This window comes from Citrobacter sp. CF971, assembly GCF_006385635.1.
GTDB lineage: Bacteria > Pseudomonadota > Gammaproteobacteria > Enterobacterales > Enterobacteriaceae > Citrobacter > Citrobacter freundii.
In genome coordinates this window covers 79,958-99,634 of the sequence record NZ_CP041047.1, presented here as the reverse complement: position 1 = coordinate 99,634, position 19,677 = coordinate 79,958, and the positions used below count along the sequence as shown (strand labels likewise).

The window sequence follows — 19,677 nt, the reverse complement described above, 5'->3', positions numbered from 1 at the left end:
CCAAAAATAAATAGCTTTTTCAACCGCAATTTGTGGGCATAAATGGTTTTTCTTAGCGTAAAAAAATAGCCGACTATGTCGGCTATTGTGACGATTCAACAGCTGGTGGTCAGAAAATGCACATCGAGGCGTATGCCGTCTTCTGGGAAACTTCAGTAGGGTTACGACCAATGAAAATACTACGGTTATTTTCTTTCTCGCTACGCATGAAGCGGTAGAGGTGGATGGCTACTCCATGAGCTTTCTGCACATCACGTCGGTGCAGCACAAGGTGCATTCTTTTTGGTGGTATGTGTGGGAAACGTTTCGCCAGAATTTGTCCAAGCACGTTAAGTGATTCACTGTTCTCGCGTAGCTGGTAAAGGTCTTCCACGATGAAAAAGATGTTATTCCCCCTGTCGAGTTCGTCAGGTACGGGGCACACTTTTAATCGGCACTCGATGACTTCACAACTCCAGTCACGATGAGGCAGAGACATGATGATGTTTTCTTTCTGCAAGACATTCGACATAAATCCCACCTCACGGTAAAAGCTGTATCAGTTTAACTCCCAAAACCCTTCGGCTGTGGGTTCTGCATTACGCACCGGCTCTCAGATTCCTTAAGGCTTTGATCCAGTATTATTCTTGAGAAATTTGAGTTCAGAACTACCCGGCTTCCCTTTTTGGGCCGTCTTGATAAATTCCCGCTCTTTGAAATACCACCGTTCAACAATTTGTGAAGATAGCGTATTGGATTCCAAGGCATAAGCCTGCAACTCCCTCCATGCAGCTATGTTATGCGGTTTGTATTTTGCCAGCTTAATATCCAGTTCTTCTTGCCAAGATCTGGCGCGTTTTGTAAAAACCTTTCGACCCAGCATTGGGAAAACCAAGAGCCCTGCTATATTGCCGACGAACTGTACAGACCAGTCAGAGGTTATGTAAAACCATATCCCGGCATTAACCGAAACCAGAACCAATAACCATGTTCCATACGCTCGCTGAAATGGAGGGAAGCAGTTATCTCGCCACATTCGAATACTTTTTCCAATGCTGTTCAGCAGGTTTTCGTTTGTTTTCATCAGTTATCTCTGTTCCTCTTCAGCATAGGCCGTTTGTATCAATTCAAACCTGTTCACCCTGACTACTTGAAGAACTATCTGATCGGTAATGCACCTAACCGGCGTAGTGCATCAGTAACCTCGTCTATGCCGAATAAAGACATTGGCGGGACTTTATCTCCAGAGATTGAGCAGGCTGTACACAATGCATTGTATGAGCTTACTCGTTCACGATGTAGAGACTGAAGGCTTACGATCAACAGATCTCGCTCTGGGCCCGTGGTAGCTCCTATAAGGTCAAATAAACTTTGTTTAACCACTTACGTAATCCTCCGTCAAAATCAGTCAAGAGTGCGCTCATTCTCCTCAGTTTCATTTTTTAATGAACGGAAAAGGTCGACAAATCAGGCGGTATTAAAGACACCATCGTCTTTTAGTCCCATCCGTGTGTATACATCATTAATATGCTTGTGAATATATTGAAGATCACTTGCCTGCTCATGCTGTCTGATACGGTCTTCATGGCGAGAATTGGATAACCGAATGCAACGTTCCCGTTGTTCAACAATGTACTCAGTACACTGGGTATGTTCAAACATGACCTCTCCCCATTGCCTGGCAGCGCGGAGATACAACCCTCTTTCTTCCAGGTCCCGGGCAAGTATCACCGATTTGGTCGCTGGTATCTGGTACATTTCTTCAGCGAGCAGGAACGCTGCTGCACATTTTCTTTGTCCCATATCTACCTCTACCCTTTGTATAGAGTCGACATCTGGGCAGAAGTGAATGAGATTAACTCTTCAACCTGCCATTCGCTGATACTCTCCTGGTGGATAACCGAGTCCAGAAGTGAGCAGAAGACCCGACCTTCACAGAAGGCATCGAATAAGGTTTGCCAGGCACCGGCGAATCGCCCGGCCAGTTTACTTCGCTGACGTTTACTGCGGCAGCGATGCAATTCTTGCTGAAACAAGGATTCGTTTTCCGCACTGCTTTTTTCATGCAGAGCATCCCATAACTGGTTGAACCGTGTTTCAGTACAATTTCTGGCCGTTACCATCGTCATAATATTTCCTTCAGAGGCGGTTAAGCCTGTATCAATGTTGCTATTTGATATCTATTTTCCACGTAATATTCAGGTGACGAAATCTCAGCTATAAATCGCTGATGGCTAATTAGTCTGACCCGCATTTCTCCCGGTTGTACGCCCCACCAGGTAGCACCCATTCTTTTGACATGTTAATGACGGGCAATGTATAGACCGGATTTACCGCTTGCAGCAGCGCTTCCTCATCCGTGATATTAATAGGAGAAATATTCTGGCTTAGATCCAGAACATTTATTCGTTTACGACTGATAGTGACCCCAAAGCGGTTTTCATAGTTGGCCATTGCGTGAATACGCTCGGGGAAATAATGTTTGATGGTTGCCCATATGCGAGCACTGTTGTATATACACGTTAAGCATGAACTGCGACCCCATCCAAGACGATACGGTACTGGGGCTGTAACACGATGTTTTGCTAAAATCTCCCAGACTTGTTCTTCAGACCATTCAAGTACTGGCCTCCAGGCATCAACTTGTCTTTTTTTGCAACTGCTGGTATGTGGCTCCAGTTGTAAGTAATTGAATCTATTAGAGCTTTCCGCTCTCCTTTCCCCCGTAATAAAAAGCACCTTTTTTCCGTCAAAGCGTCTCTGATTTGTGAGTGCTCGCCGACCAACATCAATTTTTAGTGCTGATGAGCACCAACGTGTTTTAAGGCTTGGTGATTGCTGAGGGAACCGAAGTCGCGTGGCGGGAGTGCTTCGCTGGATATCACGTTCCGCGATTATTAATCCATCTGGGGTTTCGATACATTGCGGGCGACTGTAGCCATTCTCTTTCAGCATCTCACCTTCCATTCCTCCCTGAAGCCAGGAGAACATCAACGGTATCTGAAATGTTGAAGCTATTTTGCGGTTGTAGTCGGCCATAAATGGCCAGTCCATTAAAGTACTTCCCTCGCGGCCATCAACATCGTGATGCCAGAGTTCCACCCTGGACAGATCGACCCCGATGTCAATTAAGTGGAGAAGGCAGGCTATGGAGTCTTTTCCGCCGCTAAGGCAAATGATTATCACGTCATAGCAAGATATGTCGATATCTGGAGCGTTCCTGTACGTTTGTCCTGATAGTGGCGTGGTGATGCCTGCTATGCTACTCAGTGCAGGAATAATAAAGTTATCGTCGATTAAATCACTCACTTGCCGCGCTCCTGCTCTGAAGTGAATTTGTCAGAATCGCAGCAAGTCTAGTCTCGCCTAATGATGAGGCCAGATCTGATAGCGCTAGTTTACCTGCTGCTTCCATACCAAGTGCCTTTACTCGACTGGTATCAAGAACTGCAATTCTTTGGCCTGTTACCTTACAGACAAGCGCATATCGACATACGCTTAATGTGCGATGGATGATGAATGAGAACATTTGATTGTCGATTTGTGCGCTGAATTTGCAGATCACATTTACTTTATGCGTCAACCCATTCTGGATTATGATTGTTGCAACATCGTCTTTAGGCATATCTACCTCCGGCTTTTTACTAAGCCTAATACGACGCTAACAGCTGACGAAATTTGCTTACAGATATAACTTTCACTGCAAATATCGTGTTATGAGTGACTGATTACTGCTTTGGAGACAGAATGGATTTTTCTAAAACTACTGTAGTGAAACCCGGTTTAATTGGTGATAACAACGCGTATTGGGCGATGCACTTTTGCTCAATTATTGAAACCCTTTATGATAATAACCGGATGAAGGTACGTTTTAATTCCCCTCTCATGGGGAAACATACACCAACAATGAGAAACCTAGTTTCATTAGCTGGTGAAGGATATTTTTCTTTAATTAAAGATCAGTTCAGAAACTTCGGTCTACAAAATTTGCTCTGCCACTATCTGATGAGTTATGAAGGTAGAGAAGTCTTAAATACTATACTTATTAATTTGTCTGATTATCGCAATGTCGATATCCTCGCTAATATGAGCCAGTTTGGTGTATTCATTAGCTGCCGTGACTTTAGAAGTGGCACTAATTTTGCGGTAGAGCATAATCCTTATCTACTTGGCCATGAGAATGTCTTTTATAATTCAGTTTATAATAGCTTAAAGTTTGCAGATCTATGCATTCTTTTCCGTATGAGAACGAATCCTAACCAAGAATCAGCTACTTTGTTTGGCATTCTTGGAGAGGTCGAAGGAAACAATGGTCAGGACTTGAAGAGACCGGCCTTCTGGGGAAGGAAAGGTTTGTATTTGTCTTTTGGTATTGGAGTCAATCCTAAACCCAAGGGGGAAAAACGTTCTAATCAATTTCAGCTTAATGACTGTACTTGCCAGTGGGTAAACGCTGCTGATGGTTATAAATTTGTCGCTATTTTTGAGTCAGAACACCATCTTGTTACAGATTATCTCGATGCAATAGGTACTATTGAACACCTTAATAAATTTGGCCCCAACCATCCTTTTCTAACACATTATCCAGCTCGGCACATTCTAAACATTGTGAGAGATGGCTGGGATAAATCAGTTGATATATTGATTACTGAACTGCGACGTTATCTTGCGCCTAACGAATTAGCTTCGCTAGGAACAAATCCAGTAATACCCTTTATACCCTCATTCAAACATTAAAATAAATGGGGCTACGGCCCCATTTTTTACTCACGATATAAGATGTAATAACATTTTCTGACCTGCATACTGTTGTTCAGGTAACCACAAAGTGCTTCACGACCATCCTGACTACGACCTATCCATAGGCCAGCCAAGCGTTTATCTGGTTGCTCAGACAGTATGAAAATTTTGCTGTTAATAAGACCAATGAATGGGCGTTCTACTCCCTGGGGGACTACAAAATTCCCCAGCGGTTTGTAACTTTCCAGGTTCAATACGATCGCAGCTGTCTGGTCACTGGAATTGTCAGCATCGTCCTGTTGCTCGCTGGCAGCAGGTTGTTGGTAGTTTTGAGAAGGCTGCTGAGCATAGAAATCGTTCGGATCGATCGATTCTGCGCTGGTTATGAAGGGCAATAGTGCTAAAAGGCCAAAAACAGCTTTTTTCATATGTCCACCATAGGGTTATGCGTTTAAATATGATTAGGCTATCAGTACCAATGCTGTCAGGCTAAAAACAATGGGGACAAATTGAGGGCTTTTATGTTGTGTTTATTGCTATTTTTGTCCTGCAATAGCATCTATTTCACACAATACACAGTGACATTTAGCTGGTGGCTCAAGTCGTTCGAATTGCGTCAGATTATGCAGACGTAATCGAGGTATACGTCTGACAGCATGATGGCCACACGAAAGTTCAAGAAACCAGATTCGTCCGTTACGGCTCCCGTCCTGAACCTTTACGTTTACAACTTCTCTCCATATGCGAATCATGGCTAACCTTCTGCCGGGCTCGGTGGTTCATCGTTGTCCTGGGTAATTTTAACGTAATCACCCTGATTGATAACGATTACTTCATTAAGATGAGGGCTGTAACGTACCCTCTCTACTTCGTCGAGATAGTCCACATGTCTACGCGCCTTGTTATTCGAGAAGCCGAGCGCTTTCCCTATTGCGTGAACTGATGGCCCACGGCCACCATTTCTGTTCATGTATTTTTTGACATACGTGATGATTGCTTTCCTGTCACTGGTCATGTCCGGGAGTTCGGCAATGTCATCATGACCTTGTCCTTTCGCTACGCGCAGCGTCATAGACTTTCTTTCACCATCGATAATGATTCGTCCCTGGTCATGCAACTGCCGGATACGCCGGGAAACGAGCCCTTTTGAATACCCCAGAGAAGAACAGATCTGCTCGTAAGACGGTGCTGCACCCTGCTCTTTGATTTCTGTCACAATGAAATCAAAGAGCCTGTCCAGGTGGGCATTTGCTTTTGGGGCGTTCTGTGCTTTTCCAGAAACACTACCGGCGTTGTCTTCAGTCATATCCCTTCCGTCCAGTTGGTGGTTGTTAATTAATGCGGGCTATCGACGTTCTTCGTCGAACTGAGACTAAAAGGCACGACGTCCGCTTTTACATCAGTTAAGGAGTGATTACCGCAGAGTTGCCCTTTAACTTTAGTCAGGCCCACCAGCGCATCCTCAAGCAGTTCTGATTCCTGAGATGTCACATTACTACCCAGTTCCATACCGATTTTTTCGCCCGCGTCCTTGAGGATACTGATAGCACGATCGATAGATTCACTGTACATAATCGCCACCTTGTTCGTTTTGTTAACATAGCCAATTAGTGCGTGTTCAGCTATAGCTGAGTTGTTTTATCACCTGTTTATGCGGCCCTTTTTCTTGCCAGGCAGCGAGCTAAAACCCGTTCCCTGGCTTCATGCTGCTCATCGATACAAAGCTGAATTCCCAACCCCAGGATGTAACGCTCCTGAAGTTCTGCCGGATGGAGGAAATTGAGCGCGGTGAAACCAGCTGGCACGGAACCATATTTGGCCAGGCTGTCTTCGTAACGTCGCTGGGCTATTTCACAAATTAAGTTATATTGAGCAATAGCTGCCTCACGTCCAACTTGATTGAATATTTCAACCGCCAGGACTTCCGAACATGTCTGCATTTTTGCATCCGTTTTGTTTACCTGACATCAGTATCACCCCGATGTGCTGGCTAACGAAATTTACGGATAGATGAATGTAATGAGGGGAATAGAACGTAATGGAATGTTTATACTGAACCCAAATTATGGGGAGCTTGATAATCAAATGTGGAAGTCTGTTGAGAAGCAGACTTCCAGACTTGGTATTAACTGGTTTTCTGACTATTAAGCCAGCTGATTAGCTCATCTTGCGTGTCAAAAGACGCGACAAAGGTCTGCTCCTGATCAGGACGTTGTGCATCCCTTATCGCTCTGAATGGAGCTTCACCGCTATAGTAGAATATTGGCTCCGCACGGCGTTTGACCCATGCTGATTGCTCGCGCTCTGCGAGCTCGCAGGCTTCTTCGTAATTGTCCGCTACTCCCAGCACTGTCGAACGATCCCAAGCTCCTCCATTCAGGCATCGAACAGTGATTTTCCCGTCCGGGCAAGTAATGCCATATGGATGATCCCACCAGGCATCAAGCTGAGACTTTGAGCGCTTTTCATTAGGTGTATCGTCGAAGTTTTTAGGTAATACCGGATTAAGGGGTATGCAGTTTGGCACTTGGATTCTCCCTGTAGCCTGAATCTACAAATAGGCAGTAAGCAATGTTCGTCAGGTTAACATGTACCTCCTGTTAGGTAATTAAGTACTTCGTTCCATTTTCGATATTCGCGTTATCTGACTCATTTTCTCCGACTTCAGGAGATCTCCATGCTGCTACGTAAGCCATGTGAATCAGGCTTGTTTTTCGCCCCGCTTTGACCCCATTTCCATGATGTTCTCAAACCTCGCGCTGTTACAGTAGGACAACTGCTACTGACGAGGTGAATATGACCAGATACCTTGGATACTGCGCCCTTGCGCTCCTTACCGTCCTGCCGACCGCTTCGGTATATTCTGCTGTACAGAATGATACAATGGGCCTATACGCTCCCGATCCCAGCTACACACCTGACATCCAAAATTCAGCACCTGTAACGCCTTCTCCGGGGGATGACAGTCTGTACAGTGATGACGTACCCGATTCATCTACCGCTCCAGAAAGCACCATTACCCCCCTGAATAGCTTTGATGTTATGTCTTTTTCTATAGGGCCGGTAAGCCTGCGGATGACAGCTTCTGAAGCGATCACTGCTATCACTGACAAACTTGGCCAGTCTGCTGGTGAAGAAATTCAAAAGCGCTACAGTAACAACTCATTGAATAGTATTTTCTGGGGAGATGCTCACCAGGAGACGGTGGTCTATTTTATCCCCGATACGGCAGTTGACCCCATTGAGCCGGTGGCTTACAAAATCCGCTTTTCATTCAGCAACCCTGATCTCTTACTGAAGTCGGCGATCGAGAAATATGGAGAGCCTTCAGTCTCTGATGCCCAGAGAGGTCGTTATATCTGGTGCAAGGCACTGGCGGAGAAAACGAATAAGTGTGATGACAGTAAATCTGAGCTTACGCTGACAACGCGAGAAGTTGAAGACACTGGCATCCTGACTCTCAGCGACCCAACGGTCTCATTTGATGCCTCGCGGACTGCAACGGCCACCCCGGATAAAGACCAGGCTGCGACTGAAGATAACCAGGGGCCATTGCCACAGCTCTGAAGTCGTCCGTCGCTGTCCAGCATCCTTTTGCAGGATTACTAAACCGACTGAATTCGTCAGCCGGTTTTTTTATCTGAATTTTACATTAGCGTCTGAAAGTACGCTTTCCAAACGGGCTTATCTCTTTGACGTGAAAACCCGCATTAGTCAGCATCCTGGCCATGACAACTGATGCAGGAAGACAGGATGCCTCCACTTTATGGCCGGGAGTAGCATCCAGAATACTTTGCAACATGGAGCGCCCAAATCCTTTTTGTCTTTGACTCCTGGTAACACCAAACATCCTGATTTCCAGATGTGAAGCAAGTCCATTTGCACCATTTTTGCCCGTCAGTAGGGCAAAACCTATCGCTGCGCCATTATGTTGAGCATCAAAGACAAACAAGAAATCGGCGCAATTCTCTCCCCGTTCCCGCCTGGCAATGGCTTCTGAGATCTGACTTTCGAACTGAGACAGTCCGTCATCATCATCAAAGTTAAAATACCCATCCCGCATACCGTCGCGAATCACCGCTATGATAAAGGGAACATCCTGTTTGGTTCCAAAGCGCATTTCAGGGGCAGATAACACCGTCATCAGTTTGTCTCTCGTAACCGTTATTATTCCATCAATTTGATTACATGGAGGTAAAGAGGTCAATAGAAATGAACGGGGTATTTCGCTGATGACCATTTGATCGGTGTTAGTGGTTTCAGTAGCAGAGCCAGGAGGTATATAAGGCCAGCAAAAATGCCAGCCTTTTTCATTTAAACCGGTTTTCTTATGATTCTCTTGATCGGCATTCCTGCCTTATCAAAATATCGGGTTGGCCATATTTCTTGAGGTTCTTCACCAATTGCATTAGCGATGATGATCTCGCCTCTAGGCCAGTCACGTGTCAGTGCATTTGCCAGAGTGCTGCTTGAAAGACCGTTAGCCCTACTCAGTGAGGCAAGTGACAAACCTTTCTTATGTAGCGCAGCTATGATGTCTGCCTTATGCCAGTCCTGTTTTTCCATCTCCATTTCCTTTGGTGGTGAATCGGAACATGGTTTGCAGTACCAGCTAATGACGACTGGCGAGCCGTAAGGCTCCCACGCCCCGACCCACCATTGACAAAAAACAGGCGAGCGAGTGCGAACCGTTCAAGTACATGAACGGCGTGTCATTAGTCGGGGCTGCAAATCCCCACTCTTACGATTTAGTAAGGGCTACAACAGTTTACAGCATTTAAAGGGTGTATCAGAAGTGTTAATGCCGTAAGTTTGCGAGTCGGTTTGAAATTCAGATAATAACTATGCTTAATGGCCTGTTCAGGAAAGCACTTCGATGCTGTTCATATAGCCAAAGCCGAATATCCGCTTTCTGCCGATCCCGAAAGCGTATGCCTGTTCAAGTGCGCCGACATCTTCAATCACGCATTCAGCATCGTACTGGCTCATCGGTACAATGATCTTGTGGGATGTACGGCCAACGCTCCCGGGCTTAATAATATGGAACTTGGTGCTTCGAACGATACGTAACCGTCCACAGATCACTCCGGCCCGTTCCAGGTGATAGTGGATATAATCCGGGAGTTCATGGGCAGGTGGACAAATCTCTCTTTTCCGGCCTCCAGCTTCCTCGCGTCGAATAGTGGCCAGCGAGCCGCAGATTCGAATTTTCTGGCCAGACACAAACATGATTTCCTTCATGACTTCGCCAGGGAGCCCGAGTGCAACAGCCGTTCTCAGAACAACCTGGGTGTCGGAGGCACTTTGTTTGCGAGAGTAGAAGGTGTATGGGAGTCGCGACCCAGAACGTTCCTGGACTACCTTATCCAGTTGCTGGTGGATCCCATACACGTCACCTGGGGCGATTCTGAACCTGAGCGCACATTCAAAGTATTTCACGCCACATTCCTTGCTGAACATAATGAATTTTCAATATTAGTTTCAGGGTATGGCATGGACGGCGAGTGACGAAATTATGAGGGGGGAATACGGCCAGTCCTTTGGCCGGTGTGGTCAGAGAATCATTTCGATACTTTCGCCGTGGAATATACCGATCACATCTGTCTTGAGGCGGTTACTCCTCGGCTTTACTTCATTGGCCACGAACTCTGGCAATGGCCGAATTTTCACGTGCTCATCCTGAATGATAATGAACGGCATAGATGAAGCGGCAGAAAGACGCAGTATCTGGTCGGGGTGTTCAGGATCAGCCATCGCGATGTTTGCAGCTGGATGCACTTTAACCGGACGGCGTAAGCGAAGCTTTTCTTCCGGTACACGCGCAATAGCCTTAATCAACGAGTTGAGTCTGACTGATTTATCTTCATCTTCCTCGATGTCCTTGCCCATCTTCTGGAGCAACTCGATTTTGTTAACCCTGCTAAAAAGCGTCTTTTGCCTCCAGCCGAAACTGACCAGATTGACGTTAGCATTATCAAACATACGCAGCTGCCGATAGAGATGCAGGGTCATGACACCAGGGCAGGCGCTATGCAGCGCGTTGAAGCGCATGTATTCCGGTCGGCGATCACCACCGTAGTTTTCGATGATGTGGCGTTGAATGCTCTCTTTATGCTGGTTGATGGATGTCACCAAACGGGTAACCAGCTGAGAGAATTCCGCATCTGTATTGTCGTACCATAATACGCCGGTAGTGCGCCGAGCGGACTTCTGCGAATAGCCATCCCTGATATGCAGGTCAGCGTATGCCGCGCAGGCAGCATGGACAGCATCGTGTCCCTGTTTCAGCTCAGGCATGATGTGTTCGATGGCCATATCTTCTTCGCCATCAGCAACGGCTGGCAGGACGCAGACACTCGCCTTGAGCGGAAGCCGGGAACCCAGCACTCCACGAAGTTGTGTGATCTCGCTCTCCAGCGTCTGGAAAGTTGTTGAGATATTCATTTCTATCCCCGAAAAAGGGCTCTAAACTCCCTCCGCTGCACGGAGGACTGTATGTACATACATACTCATAACAAGCGAAACCGAGTATATCAAGTTCGTTTTGTTTACAGACGAATTTTATCGATGACGAATGAAGTTTTCACTGCTGATTAGCCAATCCTGACGCGAGGGATTTCATTAATGTTAGTGAGATAGGATGGTGACAATAACTCCCGCCGCATCGTCCAGTCTTTGTCGATGCCCTGGCCCGCAAACCATAATTTCCCCCGACCTGACCGGTTAATTCTATCCATCACGCCCATCAACGCTTCACCATTGGCAAAGAGTCGGTTCTCACCAAACAAATCGAGCTGGCTGGTGGCGCTATCATAAAAGTCAGATAGCATCACTCCGGCTTTATGGTATCGGTATCCCTCCTGCCAGATATGCCGGAGCCCTGCGACCGCAGCCGCAATGATTTCCCGGGTATCGGCGGTGGGGTTTTCCAGCTTGACTGTCTGCTGGCCACTGTAAGGGGCCGTTTTCGAATAGTAACTTGTGCCAATAAAAACCGTTATGCAGCGACAGTATTGCTTCTCTTCGCGCAGCTTCTCGCCTGCACGTTCGGCATACTCACACACCGCCTGGTGCATTGCTTCGTAGTGCTCTATTTTCTGGCCGAATGAACGCGAGCTGATGATCTGCTGCTTAACCTTCCTCACCTCTTCCAGGGCTATGCAGGACTCGCCATTCAATTCGCGCTGCGTTCGCTCCAGTACGACTCCAAATGTGTTACGGATAAGCGATGTTGGCGCATTGGCCAGATCGAGAGCAGTCCTGATGCCCATGCTGTTCAGTCTGGTGGCATATCTCCGGCCCACCCCCCAGACATCGCTTACGTCAATATATGGCAATAATTTACGTTGTCTTTCTGGACTGCTGAGATCAACCACTCCGCCTGTTTTAGTCCATGTTTTTGCAGCTTTATTTGCTAGTTTTGCCAAAGTTTTAGTTGTCGATATGCCCACCCCCACGGGTATATGGGTGCTCTTTAATACGGTTTTCTTTATTTCTCTTCCATAGTCATCAAAATTATAATTTTTCTGCATTCCTTCAAACGAAAGGAAAACTTCATCAATACTGTAGACCTCAGTATTACTGGAGAATTTAAATAATGTCTCACACACCCTACGGGAGATCTCCGCGTACAAGGCATAGTTAGAACTGAAAACATGTACACCGTTAGCTTCAAAGAATGCTTTCTTCTGGAAGTACACGTCACCATTCTGGATACCTAATTTTTTAGCTTCCGCTGAACGTGCCACGACCATGCCATCATTGTTCGAAAGGCATACAATTGGCTTGTTCACCAGATCGGGCCGAAAGACTCTCTCGCAGGAGGCGTAAAATGAGTTGCAATCCACCAGGCAGAACATCACAAGGCCTTGTACACGATGAAGGTCACCACGCCAAAAATGGCCAGTTCTTCGCCTTCTTTCAGATAGATCGGTGACATCCGGCTATTCATTGGCAGTAGCGCGGGAGCCGGGCTTAGCTGCAACCGCTTAATGGTGAAATCACCATCAACGGTCGCAATCACAATATCCCCCTCTTTCGCCTCAAGTGAGCTATCCACGATGACCAGATCGCCTTCGTGAATACGTGCCTCTACCATCGATGAACCTGTTACTCGTAAGAAGTAGGTTGCAGATGGATGTTTGATGAGGTGAGTATTTAGATCAATAAATTCATCAACATAATCGGAAGCGACTGAAGGGAAACCTGCGCTGACAGGCTCAACGAACAACGGGAATTGGCCTGGTGATTGTTGTGTCACTGGGATAAGTTTCATAATGCTCTGCTCTTCGTGGTGCTGTATATCCATACAGTATTATAGACAGGAGCCAGGAATTTTCGCACCTCCTTTTCCGAAAGTTATTTTCCGCTATCACTCTTCAGGTTTTTCTTATCACTTGTCCAGAAGTGGGTAACTGCACATAACAAATTGCAACCATATGATTCCTCAGTTCATTTTCAGAATTTACTCGTGCTTACTTCGTATACAATTCGGAATTTATCCGTACATTTTATAAGGAGTAATAACGATGAAGCAGTTTACAAATGAAGCAACTCAACAAATGCTGGCCGACTTTGACAAATCCCCTTTCTCTGACGCTGATCTGGCCGCAATGGATGTGGATGCTCGACAAATTATTGAGCAGAACGCTGAAAGGGATCGCCAACACCCGGTAACAGCAATCTGGCGTGTTGCGGTCGAGGGAAGCCTGACTGCGCGAGGTGGTGTCGTAACCGCTGTTGATAGCGCCAGGGTTATGGATCTAGGCAACGGTCAAATGGTCAAAATCGCAGTGGAGGGTGATGCAGTCACTTATACCGATGGTTCATCTGCACGGATTGTTTCAAGCGCTGGCCAGAAAGCTACACACTTCGAGAAAGGGCTCGCGCTGGTGGGCAGCGTACTGGATAACGGGGATGAAATTGTCTCGACCCCGCAGGACAGATTAGTGCTGTTATCGCGCAAAGGTATGGCTGAAGCCCCCGACTTTCTGGCAATACCCGGAGGCGTGACTCATGGGGTATCGAACTAACAATTATGGCCGGGGCCAGGCGCTCCACGGAGATAAAACCACCACAGGCGCGACCGTCCTTACTTGGGGTCAGTTTGGATATCGAAAATTATTGTACTATAAGGACTTCCCCGGCATGTCAAAGCCGGTATTTATGGTTTCTGTCTGCTCTTCAGTAAAAATAAAGGGGAGAGACTGCGGTACTATAAACGGCCATGATGAATCGTCATCGATTCGGGCCCTGATGAAAGACGCGCGTGAGGTTCTTGTTCGTTAAGCGGATACGTATATCCTGTACAATAGCCAGATAGGCCTCACGGGGTCTAACCCTTTATCATCAACGAATTGCAGGTCAGATGGTTATACAGCTTCGAGCTTTAGTTGACTGAGTACAGCCGGAAATCATCACCGTAATGTAGTGATGCCCAACACAGCCGCGCATTTTTGGCGGCGATGGCCACAACAGCCCGCCAGTACCCTCTGCGCTCAACCAACATACAAACCCAACGGCTGAATGAGTCAGTCCTTTTCCCGGCGCCAATAAGCACTGAACGAGCCCCCTGAACCAGAAGCGTTCGCAGATACGAATCACCGGCTTTTGTGATCCTGCCGAGTTTCGACTTTCCCCCGCTGCTGTATTGGGCACTGTTGCAAATAGTCGGTGGTGATAAACTTATCATCCCCTTTTGCTGATGGAGCTGCACATGAACCCATTCAAAGGCCGGCATTTTCAGCGTGACATCATTCTGTGGGCCGTACGCTGGTACTGCAAATACGGCATCAGTTACCGTGAGCTGCAGGAGATGCTGGCTGAACGCGGAGTGAATGTCGATCACTCCACGATTTACCGCTGGGTTCAGCGTTATGCGCCTGAAATGGAAAAACGGCTGCGCTGGTACTGGCGTAACCCTTCCGATCTTTGCCCGTGGCACATGGATGAAACCTACGTGAAGGTCAATGGCCGCTGGGCGTATCTGTACCGGGCCGTCGACAGCCGGGGCCGCACTGTCGATTTTTATCTCTCCTCCCGTCGTAACAGCAAAGCTGCATACCGGTTTCTGGGTAAAATCCTCAACAACGTGAAGAAGTGGCAGATCCCGCGATTCATCAACACGGATAAAGCGCCCGCCTATGGTCGCGCGCTTGCTCTGCTCAAACGCGAAGGCCGGTGCCCGTCTGACGTTGAACACCGACAGATTAAGTACCGGAACAACGTGATTGAATGCGATCATGGCAAACTGAAACGGATAATCGGCGCCACGCTGGGATTTAAATCCATGAAGACGGCTTACGCCACCATCAAAGGTATTGAGGTGATGCGTGCACTACGCAAAGGCCAGGCCTCAGCATTTTATTATGGTGATCCCCTGGGCGAAATGCGCCTGGTAAGCAGAGTTTTTGAAATGTAAGGCCTTTGAATAAGACAAAAGGCTGCCTCATCGCTAACTTTGCAACAGTGCCCTATAAACGGTCACGCTGAATCGCTATTGATTCGGACCCTGATGAAAGACGCTCGTGAGATCCTCCTTCGTTAATCGGATAGTGATATCCAGTAGGATATGCAGATACTTCTCACGGGGGTCTAACCCTTTACCATCAACGAGTTACAGTTCAGTTACTACTCAGTTTAATTTTTCACGTTGTTGAATACAGTCTGAAGTCATCGCCGTAATGTAATGATGCCCAGCACAACCTCGCATTCTTGGCGGCGATTGCAACGACAGCACGCCAGTATCCCCGCCTACCAATCAACGAGCAGACCCAACGGCTAAACGAGTCCGTTCTATTCTCTGCCCCTACCATAACAGAACGGGCTCCCTGGACCAGCAGGGTTCGCAGGTAGGCATCACCCGCTTTTGTTATCCTGCCAAGCTTTGATTTTCCGCCACTACTGTATTGTGATGGCGTTAGCCCCAACCAGGCTGCCAGTTGGCGCCCGTTCTTAAAATCATGGGCATTGCCAATACTGGCGACCAGCGCACTCGCCGTTGTGGGCCCAATACCTTTCAGTTCCATTAACTGCTGGCTGCGATGATCTGTTTTGGCAACACGAGATAACACCCTGTCATATTCGGCGATTTTCTCTTCAATATTAGTGACATGTGCTAATAGATCATCAATGCACAGCCTGACCTGTACTGGCAGAGTTTCCTTCTGGTCAGAAACAGCATGACGCAGAGCATCAGTGCTTTGTGGGGCAATAACCCCGAATTCAGATACCAACCCCCGAAGACGGTTATACGTCGCTGTTCTTTCCTGAATAAATCCCTGTCTTGTCCTATGTAAGCATTGCATTGCCTGCTGGCTTTCGTCTTTGACGGGTACAAAGCGCATGTGCGGCCGCTGCACAGCCTCACAAATAGCTATTGCATCAGCTGCATCATTTTTCCCGGTCTTACCCGCCATGCGATAGGGTGAGACAAATTTCGGTGCCATCAACCGGACATCATGGCCATACTGCCTGAATAATCTTGCCCAATAGTGGGCACCCGAGCAGGCTTCCATTCCAATGACACAGGGAGGTAAACCAGCGATGAGTTCAGAAAGTGCTGCACGCGACACCTTGGGTTTAACCAGAACTGCTTTACCATTTTGGTCAACGCAGTGAACAGCAAACACATTTTTAGCAAGATCGATACCGACAGTGGTGATGGTCATAACGAATCCCTCTGGGTCAATGTTTATCCCATGATTGCATGAAAGTTAACCAGGCGCATATCCAGGGGAAGTCCCTTCCATTCGCTAAGCCAGTGACTAAAGCAGGTATGACGGTCCGCTTTGAATCGCCACGGGTTTAACAGACACCTCAGAGTCATGTCATGCAGCTCCACCGATTTTGAGAACGACAGTGACTTCCGTCCCAGCCTTGCCAGATGTTGTCTCAGATTCAGGTTATGTCACTCAATGCGCTGAGTGTAACGCTTGCTGATAACGTGCAGCTTTCCCTTCAGGCGGGGTTCATACAGCGGCCAGCCATCCGTCATCCATACCACGACCTCAAAGGCCGACAGCAGGCCCAGAAGACGCTCCAGCGTGGCCAACGTGCGTTACCTAACAATAAACCTGTTTAAATATCCAGATAAAAACATTCAATCTGGGTCAAATGAGTGATACAGTTTCACCCATAAGACCCAATGGAGGCAATATGTCTGAATTTGAATTACTGGCGCAGGATCTGCTTGAGAAAGCAGAAGCGGAAGAACAACTGCGACAGGAAAATGATAAAAAGCTGCTCGGGCAGGTGCTGGAAATCTATGACCAGAAGTACGTGGCTGAACTGCTTAGAAAAGTTGGTAAAAATGAGTGGAGTCGCGAGACTCTTAATCGCTGGATTAATGGTAAGTGCTCACCTAAGGCGCTGACGTTAGCCGAAGAGGAACTTCTACGAAAAATGCTTCCGGAAGCGCCTGCACATCACCCTGACTATGCCTTCCGGTTTATTGACCTGTTTGCTGGGATTGGAGGTATACGGAAGGGCTTCGAAACCATCGGTGGCCAGTGCGTTTTTACCAGTGAATGGAATAAAGAGGCTGTGCGCACATATAAAGCTAACTGGTTTAACGATGCTCAGGAACACACTTTCAATCTCGATATTCGGGAAGTCACGCTCAGTGATAAACCTGAAGTACCTGAAAACGATGCCTATGCTTACATTAATGAGCATGTGCCGGATCATGATGTACTTCTAGCAGGTTTCCCCTGTCAACCGTTCAGCCTTGCGGGCGTAAGCAAGAAAAACTCGCTCGGGCGCGCGCATGGTTTCGAATGTGAGGCTCAGGGAACGCTTTTCTTCGATGTGGCGCGTATTATCCGCGCAAAAAAACCTGCCATCTTTGTTCTTGAAAACGTTAAAAACCTGAAGAGCCATGACAAGGGTAAAACCTTTAAAGTCATCATGGATACCCTCGACGAACTGGGCTATGAAGTTGCGGATGCAGCTGAGATGGGCAAAAACGATCCTAAAGTTATCGACGGAAAGCACTTTTTACCTCAGCACCGAGAACGTATCGTTTTGGTCGGTTTCCGTCGTGATCTGAACATTCACCAGGGCTTTACCCTGCGCGATATTAGTCGTTTTTATCCGGAACAGCGTCCGTCATTTGGCGAACTGCTGGAACCCGTGGTTGACAGCAAATATATACTGACGTCGAAACTCTGGGAGTATCTCTATAACTACGCCAAAAAGCACGCAGCTAAGGGTAACGGATTCGGTTTTGGCCTCGTTAATCCTGAAAATAAAGAAAGCATTGCCCGTACGCTTTCTGCTCGCTATCACAAAGACGGGTCTGAAATTCTGATAGACCGTGGCTGGGATATGGCCACAGGTGAAACAGACTTCGCGAACGAAGAAAATCAGGCGCATCGGCCCCGCAGGCTGACTCCACGAGAGTGCGCGCGCCTTATGGGTTTTGAAAAAGTAGATGGCAGGCCTTTTCGCATTCCTGTGTCAGACACTCAGTCGTACAGGCAGTTCGGTAACTCCGTAGTGGTGCCCGTGTTTGAAGCCGTAGCCAAACTGCTTGAACCTTATATCCTGAAAGCGGTTAATGCCGATTCGTGCAAGGTTGAACGAATCTGATCGCTCCTCCCGGTATTTATGCCGGGAGATAATCTATGGAATATCTGCGTAAAGCCCTGTCAGCTCAGCAATAAACGCACCTAGCGTCATTAGCTCAGCTCTCACCGCCTCCGGGTATTTTTTGTGCAGAGATGATGGCACGACCAATCTGACACCCGACTCCCGCATCTCCCGATATTGAGCCAGAGAAACTCCCTCCTGGAGTGTAAACAGATGCACCTGATGAATTTTATCAGCCTCATTCAGTATCTGACGCCAGCGATCCTTACAGGTAGTCTTGACTGCCAGCATGCGCAGATTTTCTACGGGAAACTCAGTATCGTGGTAAGCCCCTGCGGAAGGGAAAAGGAAATCGGGTTTTTTATTACCTTCTGTGATGGCCTGCGTCGCAAAGTGTCGCAGGCCGTGCTCAATGAATAGATGCTCCAGGTGCAGTTCCAGCGACTTCCCGGCTCTGGATTTACGGCGATTGCTGACAGAATTGGCCAGCGCAATAAATTCATCCACAGAGCCAAATCCTTTCCGGATGATATCCAGAACATGCAGTTCCTCAACCAATAGAAATATGTCGTACTCCACGCGCCGGCGGTCAAGAAGTTGCTCATCCGGATCAAGGGAATTTTTCACATAATGGCTGGCTGCATACTGAATAATTTCACTTCCCGACGGAAAGCGCAGGTGCCAGTCTTCAGGTAGAATATATTTATGATTTACTGGCGCTTGCTGTAGAGATAGTCCGCCTAGAATCTGTCCTGCGGGGCCGGATATAAGCGCTCCGGGTATAACTTCACCAATAGCGGTCTCAATGACGTCCTCTTCATCAGTGCTGGCGCATACCCAAATATTTACTTCCTTACAGTCCCCCCCTTGCTCATCAAGCTTGAAAGCCAGGAGCGTCAGAGCCCCTGTATTTTCAGGATTCTGAAGTGGGCTGCCTCTACCCCAGCGGGTAATCCTTTTTTCATTCCGGGTTTTACCAAAATGACGGCTGTTATAATAAATTGCCCGGGCTTCGCTGTCAGGGCAATCATGCGATGACACATGTGCGGTGAGAAAAACCGAAGGGTTCAGTTCACGGGTATGGTTGATAGACGGAAAGAGTTTTTCAACGATACCTGAAGGGATATAAAGCCCTACCTGGTGACCACCTGTTGCGCCGGTATCGTTGGCGGAAAGGCGTTTGATGTAGACGAAGTAATTCTCACATGCGATCTCAAGTAGCCAGTTGTGGAAAACCGACATAAGCATCCCCTGTTACCCTGAAACTCTACTCACCATTTTTTCATAATTATATACAAACAGCCAGAAAGGCTGTTACAGGGGTCAGTTTGGATATAGAGAATTATTGTACGGTAAGCCTGTTTTTTG

General features: G+C 47.4%; 24 protein-coding genes and 2 pseudogenes. 5 read left to right on the top strand and 21 right to left on the bottom strand.

Annotated elements, in window-relative coordinates; translation table 11 throughout:
- Nucleotides 1-109: 109 nt before the first annotated feature.
- From E6P06_RS00675 to E6P06_RS00645, 6 genes are all read right to left on the bottom strand, one after another.
- Nucleotides 110-511 (bottom strand): hypothetical protein, encoded by a 402-nt coding sequence (locus E6P06_RS00675; protein WP_020996135.1) that lies wholly within the window; start codon nt 509-511, stop codon nt 110-112.
- A gap of 90 nt (nt 512-601) precedes the next feature.
- Nucleotides 602-1,063, bottom strand: coding sequence for a hypothetical protein (locus E6P06_RS00670; RefSeq protein ID WP_009653863.1), 462 nt, complete (start codon nt 1,061-1,063; stop codon nt 602-604).
- 383 nt (nt 1,064-1,446) lie between these two features.
- Nucleotides 1,447-1,782: a PerC family transcriptional regulator gene (locus E6P06_RS00660; RefSeq protein WP_008786801.1), complete on the bottom strand. Its 336-nt coding sequence runs from the start codon at nt 1,780-1,782 to the stop codon at nt 1,447-1,449.
- 8 nt (nt 1,783-1,790) lie between these two features.
- Nucleotides 1,791-2,108 (bottom strand): hypothetical protein, encoded by a 318-nt coding sequence (locus E6P06_RS00655; RefSeq protein WP_020996134.1) that lies wholly within the window; start codon nt 2,106-2,108, stop codon nt 1,791-1,793.
- Nucleotides 2,109-2,217: 109 nt separating this feature from the next.
- A complete protein-coding gene (locus tag E6P06_RS00650) occupies nt 2,218-3,288 on the bottom strand; it encodes a phosphoadenosine phosphosulfate reductase family protein (protein ID WP_007372151.1) in 1,071 nt (356 codons plus the stop codon).
- The gene (locus E6P06_RS00645; RefSeq protein ID WP_139934920.1) at nt 3,281-3,604 is read right to left on the bottom strand and encodes a hypothetical protein; all 324 of its coding nucleotides are present in this window, start codon (nt 3,602-3,604) and stop codon (nt 3,281-3,283) included. The genes E6P06_RS00650 and E6P06_RS00645 overlap by 8 nt, the downstream gene beginning before the upstream one ends.
- A gap of 122 nt (nt 3,605-3,726) precedes the next feature.
- Here E6P06_RS00645 and E6P06_RS00640 point away from each other — a divergent pair, with 122 nt between their 5' ends.
- Nucleotides 3,727-4,716: a hypothetical protein gene (locus E6P06_RS00640; RefSeq protein ID WP_007372150.1), complete on the top strand. Its 990-nt coding sequence runs from the start codon at nt 3,727-3,729 to the stop codon at nt 4,714-4,716.
- 26 nt (nt 4,717-4,742) lie between these two features.
- On the opposite strand, the gene E6P06_RS00635 is transcribed toward E6P06_RS00640, so the two are convergent.
- The 5 genes from E6P06_RS00635 to E6P06_RS00615 all read right to left on the bottom strand — a co-directional run bounded on the left by E6P06_RS00635 (nt 4,743) and on the right by E6P06_RS00615 (nt 7,246).
- Nucleotides 4,743-5,147, bottom strand: coding sequence for a hypothetical protein (locus tag E6P06_RS00635; protein WP_008786799.1), 405 nt, complete (start codon nt 5,145-5,147; stop codon nt 4,743-4,745).
- Nucleotides 5,148-5,473: 326 nt separating this feature from the next.
- Nucleotides 5,474-6,025, bottom strand: coding sequence for a hypothetical protein (locus tag E6P06_RS00630; protein ID WP_007372149.1), 552 nt, complete (start codon nt 6,023-6,025; stop codon nt 5,474-5,476).
- A 29-nt stretch (nt 6,026-6,054) separates the two neighbouring features.
- Complete coding sequence (locus E6P06_RS00625; RefSeq protein WP_007372148.1) at nt 6,055-6,291, bottom strand: hypothetical protein; 237 nt, start codon at nt 6,289-6,291, stop codon at nt 6,055-6,057.
- A 77-nt stretch (nt 6,292-6,368) separates the two neighbouring features.
- Entirely contained in the window at nt 6,369-6,659 is a 291-nt protein-coding gene (locus E6P06_RS00620; protein ID WP_007372147.1) for a hypothetical protein, read from the bottom strand.
- 185 nt (nt 6,660-6,844) lie between these two features.
- Nucleotides 6,845-7,246, bottom strand: a complete 402-nt coding sequence (locus tag E6P06_RS00615) for a hypothetical protein (RefSeq protein WP_008786797.1) — start codon at nt 7,244-7,246, stop codon at nt 6,845-6,847.
- A gap of 356 nt (nt 7,247-7,602) precedes the next feature.
- Between E6P06_RS00615 and E6P06_RS27800 the strand changes: the two genes are divergently transcribed.
- Nucleotides 7,603-8,286, top strand: a complete 684-nt coding sequence (locus E6P06_RS27800) for a hypothetical protein (protein ID WP_008786796.1) — start codon at nt 7,603-7,605, stop codon at nt 8,284-8,286.
- A gap of 85 nt (nt 8,287-8,371) precedes the next feature.
- On the opposite strand, the gene E6P06_RS00605 is transcribed toward E6P06_RS27800, so the two are convergent.
- The 6 genes from E6P06_RS00605 to umuD all read right to left on the bottom strand — a co-directional run bounded on the left by E6P06_RS00605 (nt 8,372) and on the right by umuD (nt 12,994).
- A complete protein-coding gene (locus E6P06_RS00605; protein ID WP_000217395.1) occupies nt 8,372-8,863 on the bottom strand; it encodes a GNAT family N-acetyltransferase in 492 nt (163 codons plus the stop codon).
- A gap of 170 nt (nt 8,864-9,033) precedes the next feature.
- Nucleotides 9,034-9,291 carry a helix-turn-helix transcriptional regulator gene (locus E6P06_RS00600; RefSeq protein ID WP_001333498.1) on the bottom strand — a complete coding sequence of 86 codons (258 nt, stop codon included), beginning with the start codon at nt 9,289-9,291 and terminating at the stop codon, nt 9,034-9,036.
- 288 nt (nt 9,292-9,579) lie between these two features.
- Nucleotides 9,580-9,960 (bottom strand): type I-E CRISPR-associated protein Cas6/Cse3/CasE, encoded by a 381-nt coding sequence (locus E6P06_RS00595; protein WP_127649377.1) that lies wholly within the window; start codon nt 9,958-9,960, stop codon nt 9,580-9,582.
- 312 nt (nt 9,961-10,272) lie between these two features.
- Entirely contained in the window at nt 10,273-11,163 is an 891-nt protein-coding gene (locus tag E6P06_RS00590; RefSeq protein ID WP_007372144.1) for a DNA replication terminus site-binding protein, read from the bottom strand.
- A 149-nt stretch (nt 11,164-11,312) separates the two neighbouring features.
- Nucleotides 11,313-12,578 carry a translesion error-prone DNA polymerase V subunit UmuC gene (gene umuC, locus E6P06_RS00585; protein WP_009652912.1) on the bottom strand — a complete coding sequence of 422 codons (1,266 nt, stop codon included), beginning with the start codon at nt 12,576-12,578 and terminating at the stop codon, nt 11,313-11,315.
- Nucleotides 12,578-12,994 carry a translesion error-prone DNA polymerase V autoproteolytic subunit gene (umuD, locus tag E6P06_RS00580; protein WP_008786793.1) on the bottom strand — a complete coding sequence of 139 codons (417 nt, stop codon included), beginning with the start codon at nt 12,992-12,994 and terminating at the stop codon, nt 12,578-12,580. The genes umuC and umuD overlap by 1 nt, the downstream gene beginning before the upstream one ends.
- Nucleotides 12,995-13,247: 253 nt before the next feature.
- Between umuD and E6P06_RS00575 the strand changes: the two genes are divergently transcribed.
- Nucleotides 13,248-13,751 carry a hypothetical protein gene (locus tag E6P06_RS00575; RefSeq protein ID WP_007372141.1) on the top strand — a complete coding sequence of 168 codons (504 nt, stop codon included), beginning with the start codon at nt 13,248-13,250 and terminating at the stop codon, nt 13,749-13,751.
- 356 nt (nt 13,752-14,107) lie between these two features.
- Here E6P06_RS00575 and E6P06_RS00565 read toward each other — a convergent pair.
- Nucleotides 14,108-14,371 (bottom strand): annotated as a pseudogene (locus E6P06_RS00565) (transposase); the annotation flags it as partial.
- Between the two features lie 63 nt (nt 14,372-14,434).
- Here E6P06_RS00565 and E6P06_RS00560 point away from each other — a divergent pair.
- Nucleotides 14,435-15,139, top strand: coding sequence for an IS6-like element IS26 family transposase (locus tag E6P06_RS00560; protein WP_001067855.1), 705 nt, complete (start codon nt 14,435-14,437; stop codon nt 15,137-15,139).
- A 226-nt stretch (nt 15,140-15,365) separates the two neighbouring features.
- Here E6P06_RS00560 and E6P06_RS00555 read toward each other — a convergent pair whose 3' ends face one another.
- On the bottom strand, nt 15,366-16,388 hold the full coding sequence (locus E6P06_RS00555; RefSeq protein ID WP_032736818.1) for an IS110-like element IS5708 family transposase: 1,023 nt from the start codon (nt 16,386-16,388) through the stop codon (nt 15,366-15,368).
- A 134-nt stretch (nt 16,389-16,522) separates the two neighbouring features.
- Nucleotides 16,523-16,777: pseudogene (locus E6P06_RS00550) on the bottom strand (IS1 family transposase); the annotation flags it as partial.
- A 98-nt stretch (nt 16,778-16,875) separates the two neighbouring features.
- On the opposite strand from E6P06_RS00550, the gene E6P06_RS00545 reads away from it, so the two are divergent.
- Nucleotides 16,876-18,309, top strand: a complete 1,434-nt coding sequence (locus E6P06_RS00545; RefSeq protein WP_032951294.1) for a DNA cytosine methyltransferase — start codon at nt 16,876-16,878, stop codon at nt 18,307-18,309.
- A 33-nt stretch (nt 18,310-18,342) separates the two neighbouring features.
- Here E6P06_RS00545 and E6P06_RS00540 read toward each other — a convergent pair whose 3' ends face one another.
- Nucleotides 18,343-19,551, bottom strand: a complete 1,209-nt coding sequence (locus E6P06_RS00540) for a type II site-specific deoxyribonuclease (protein WP_000110241.1) — start codon at nt 19,549-19,551, stop codon at nt 18,343-18,345.
- Nucleotides 19,552-19,677 lie beyond the last annotated feature (126 nt).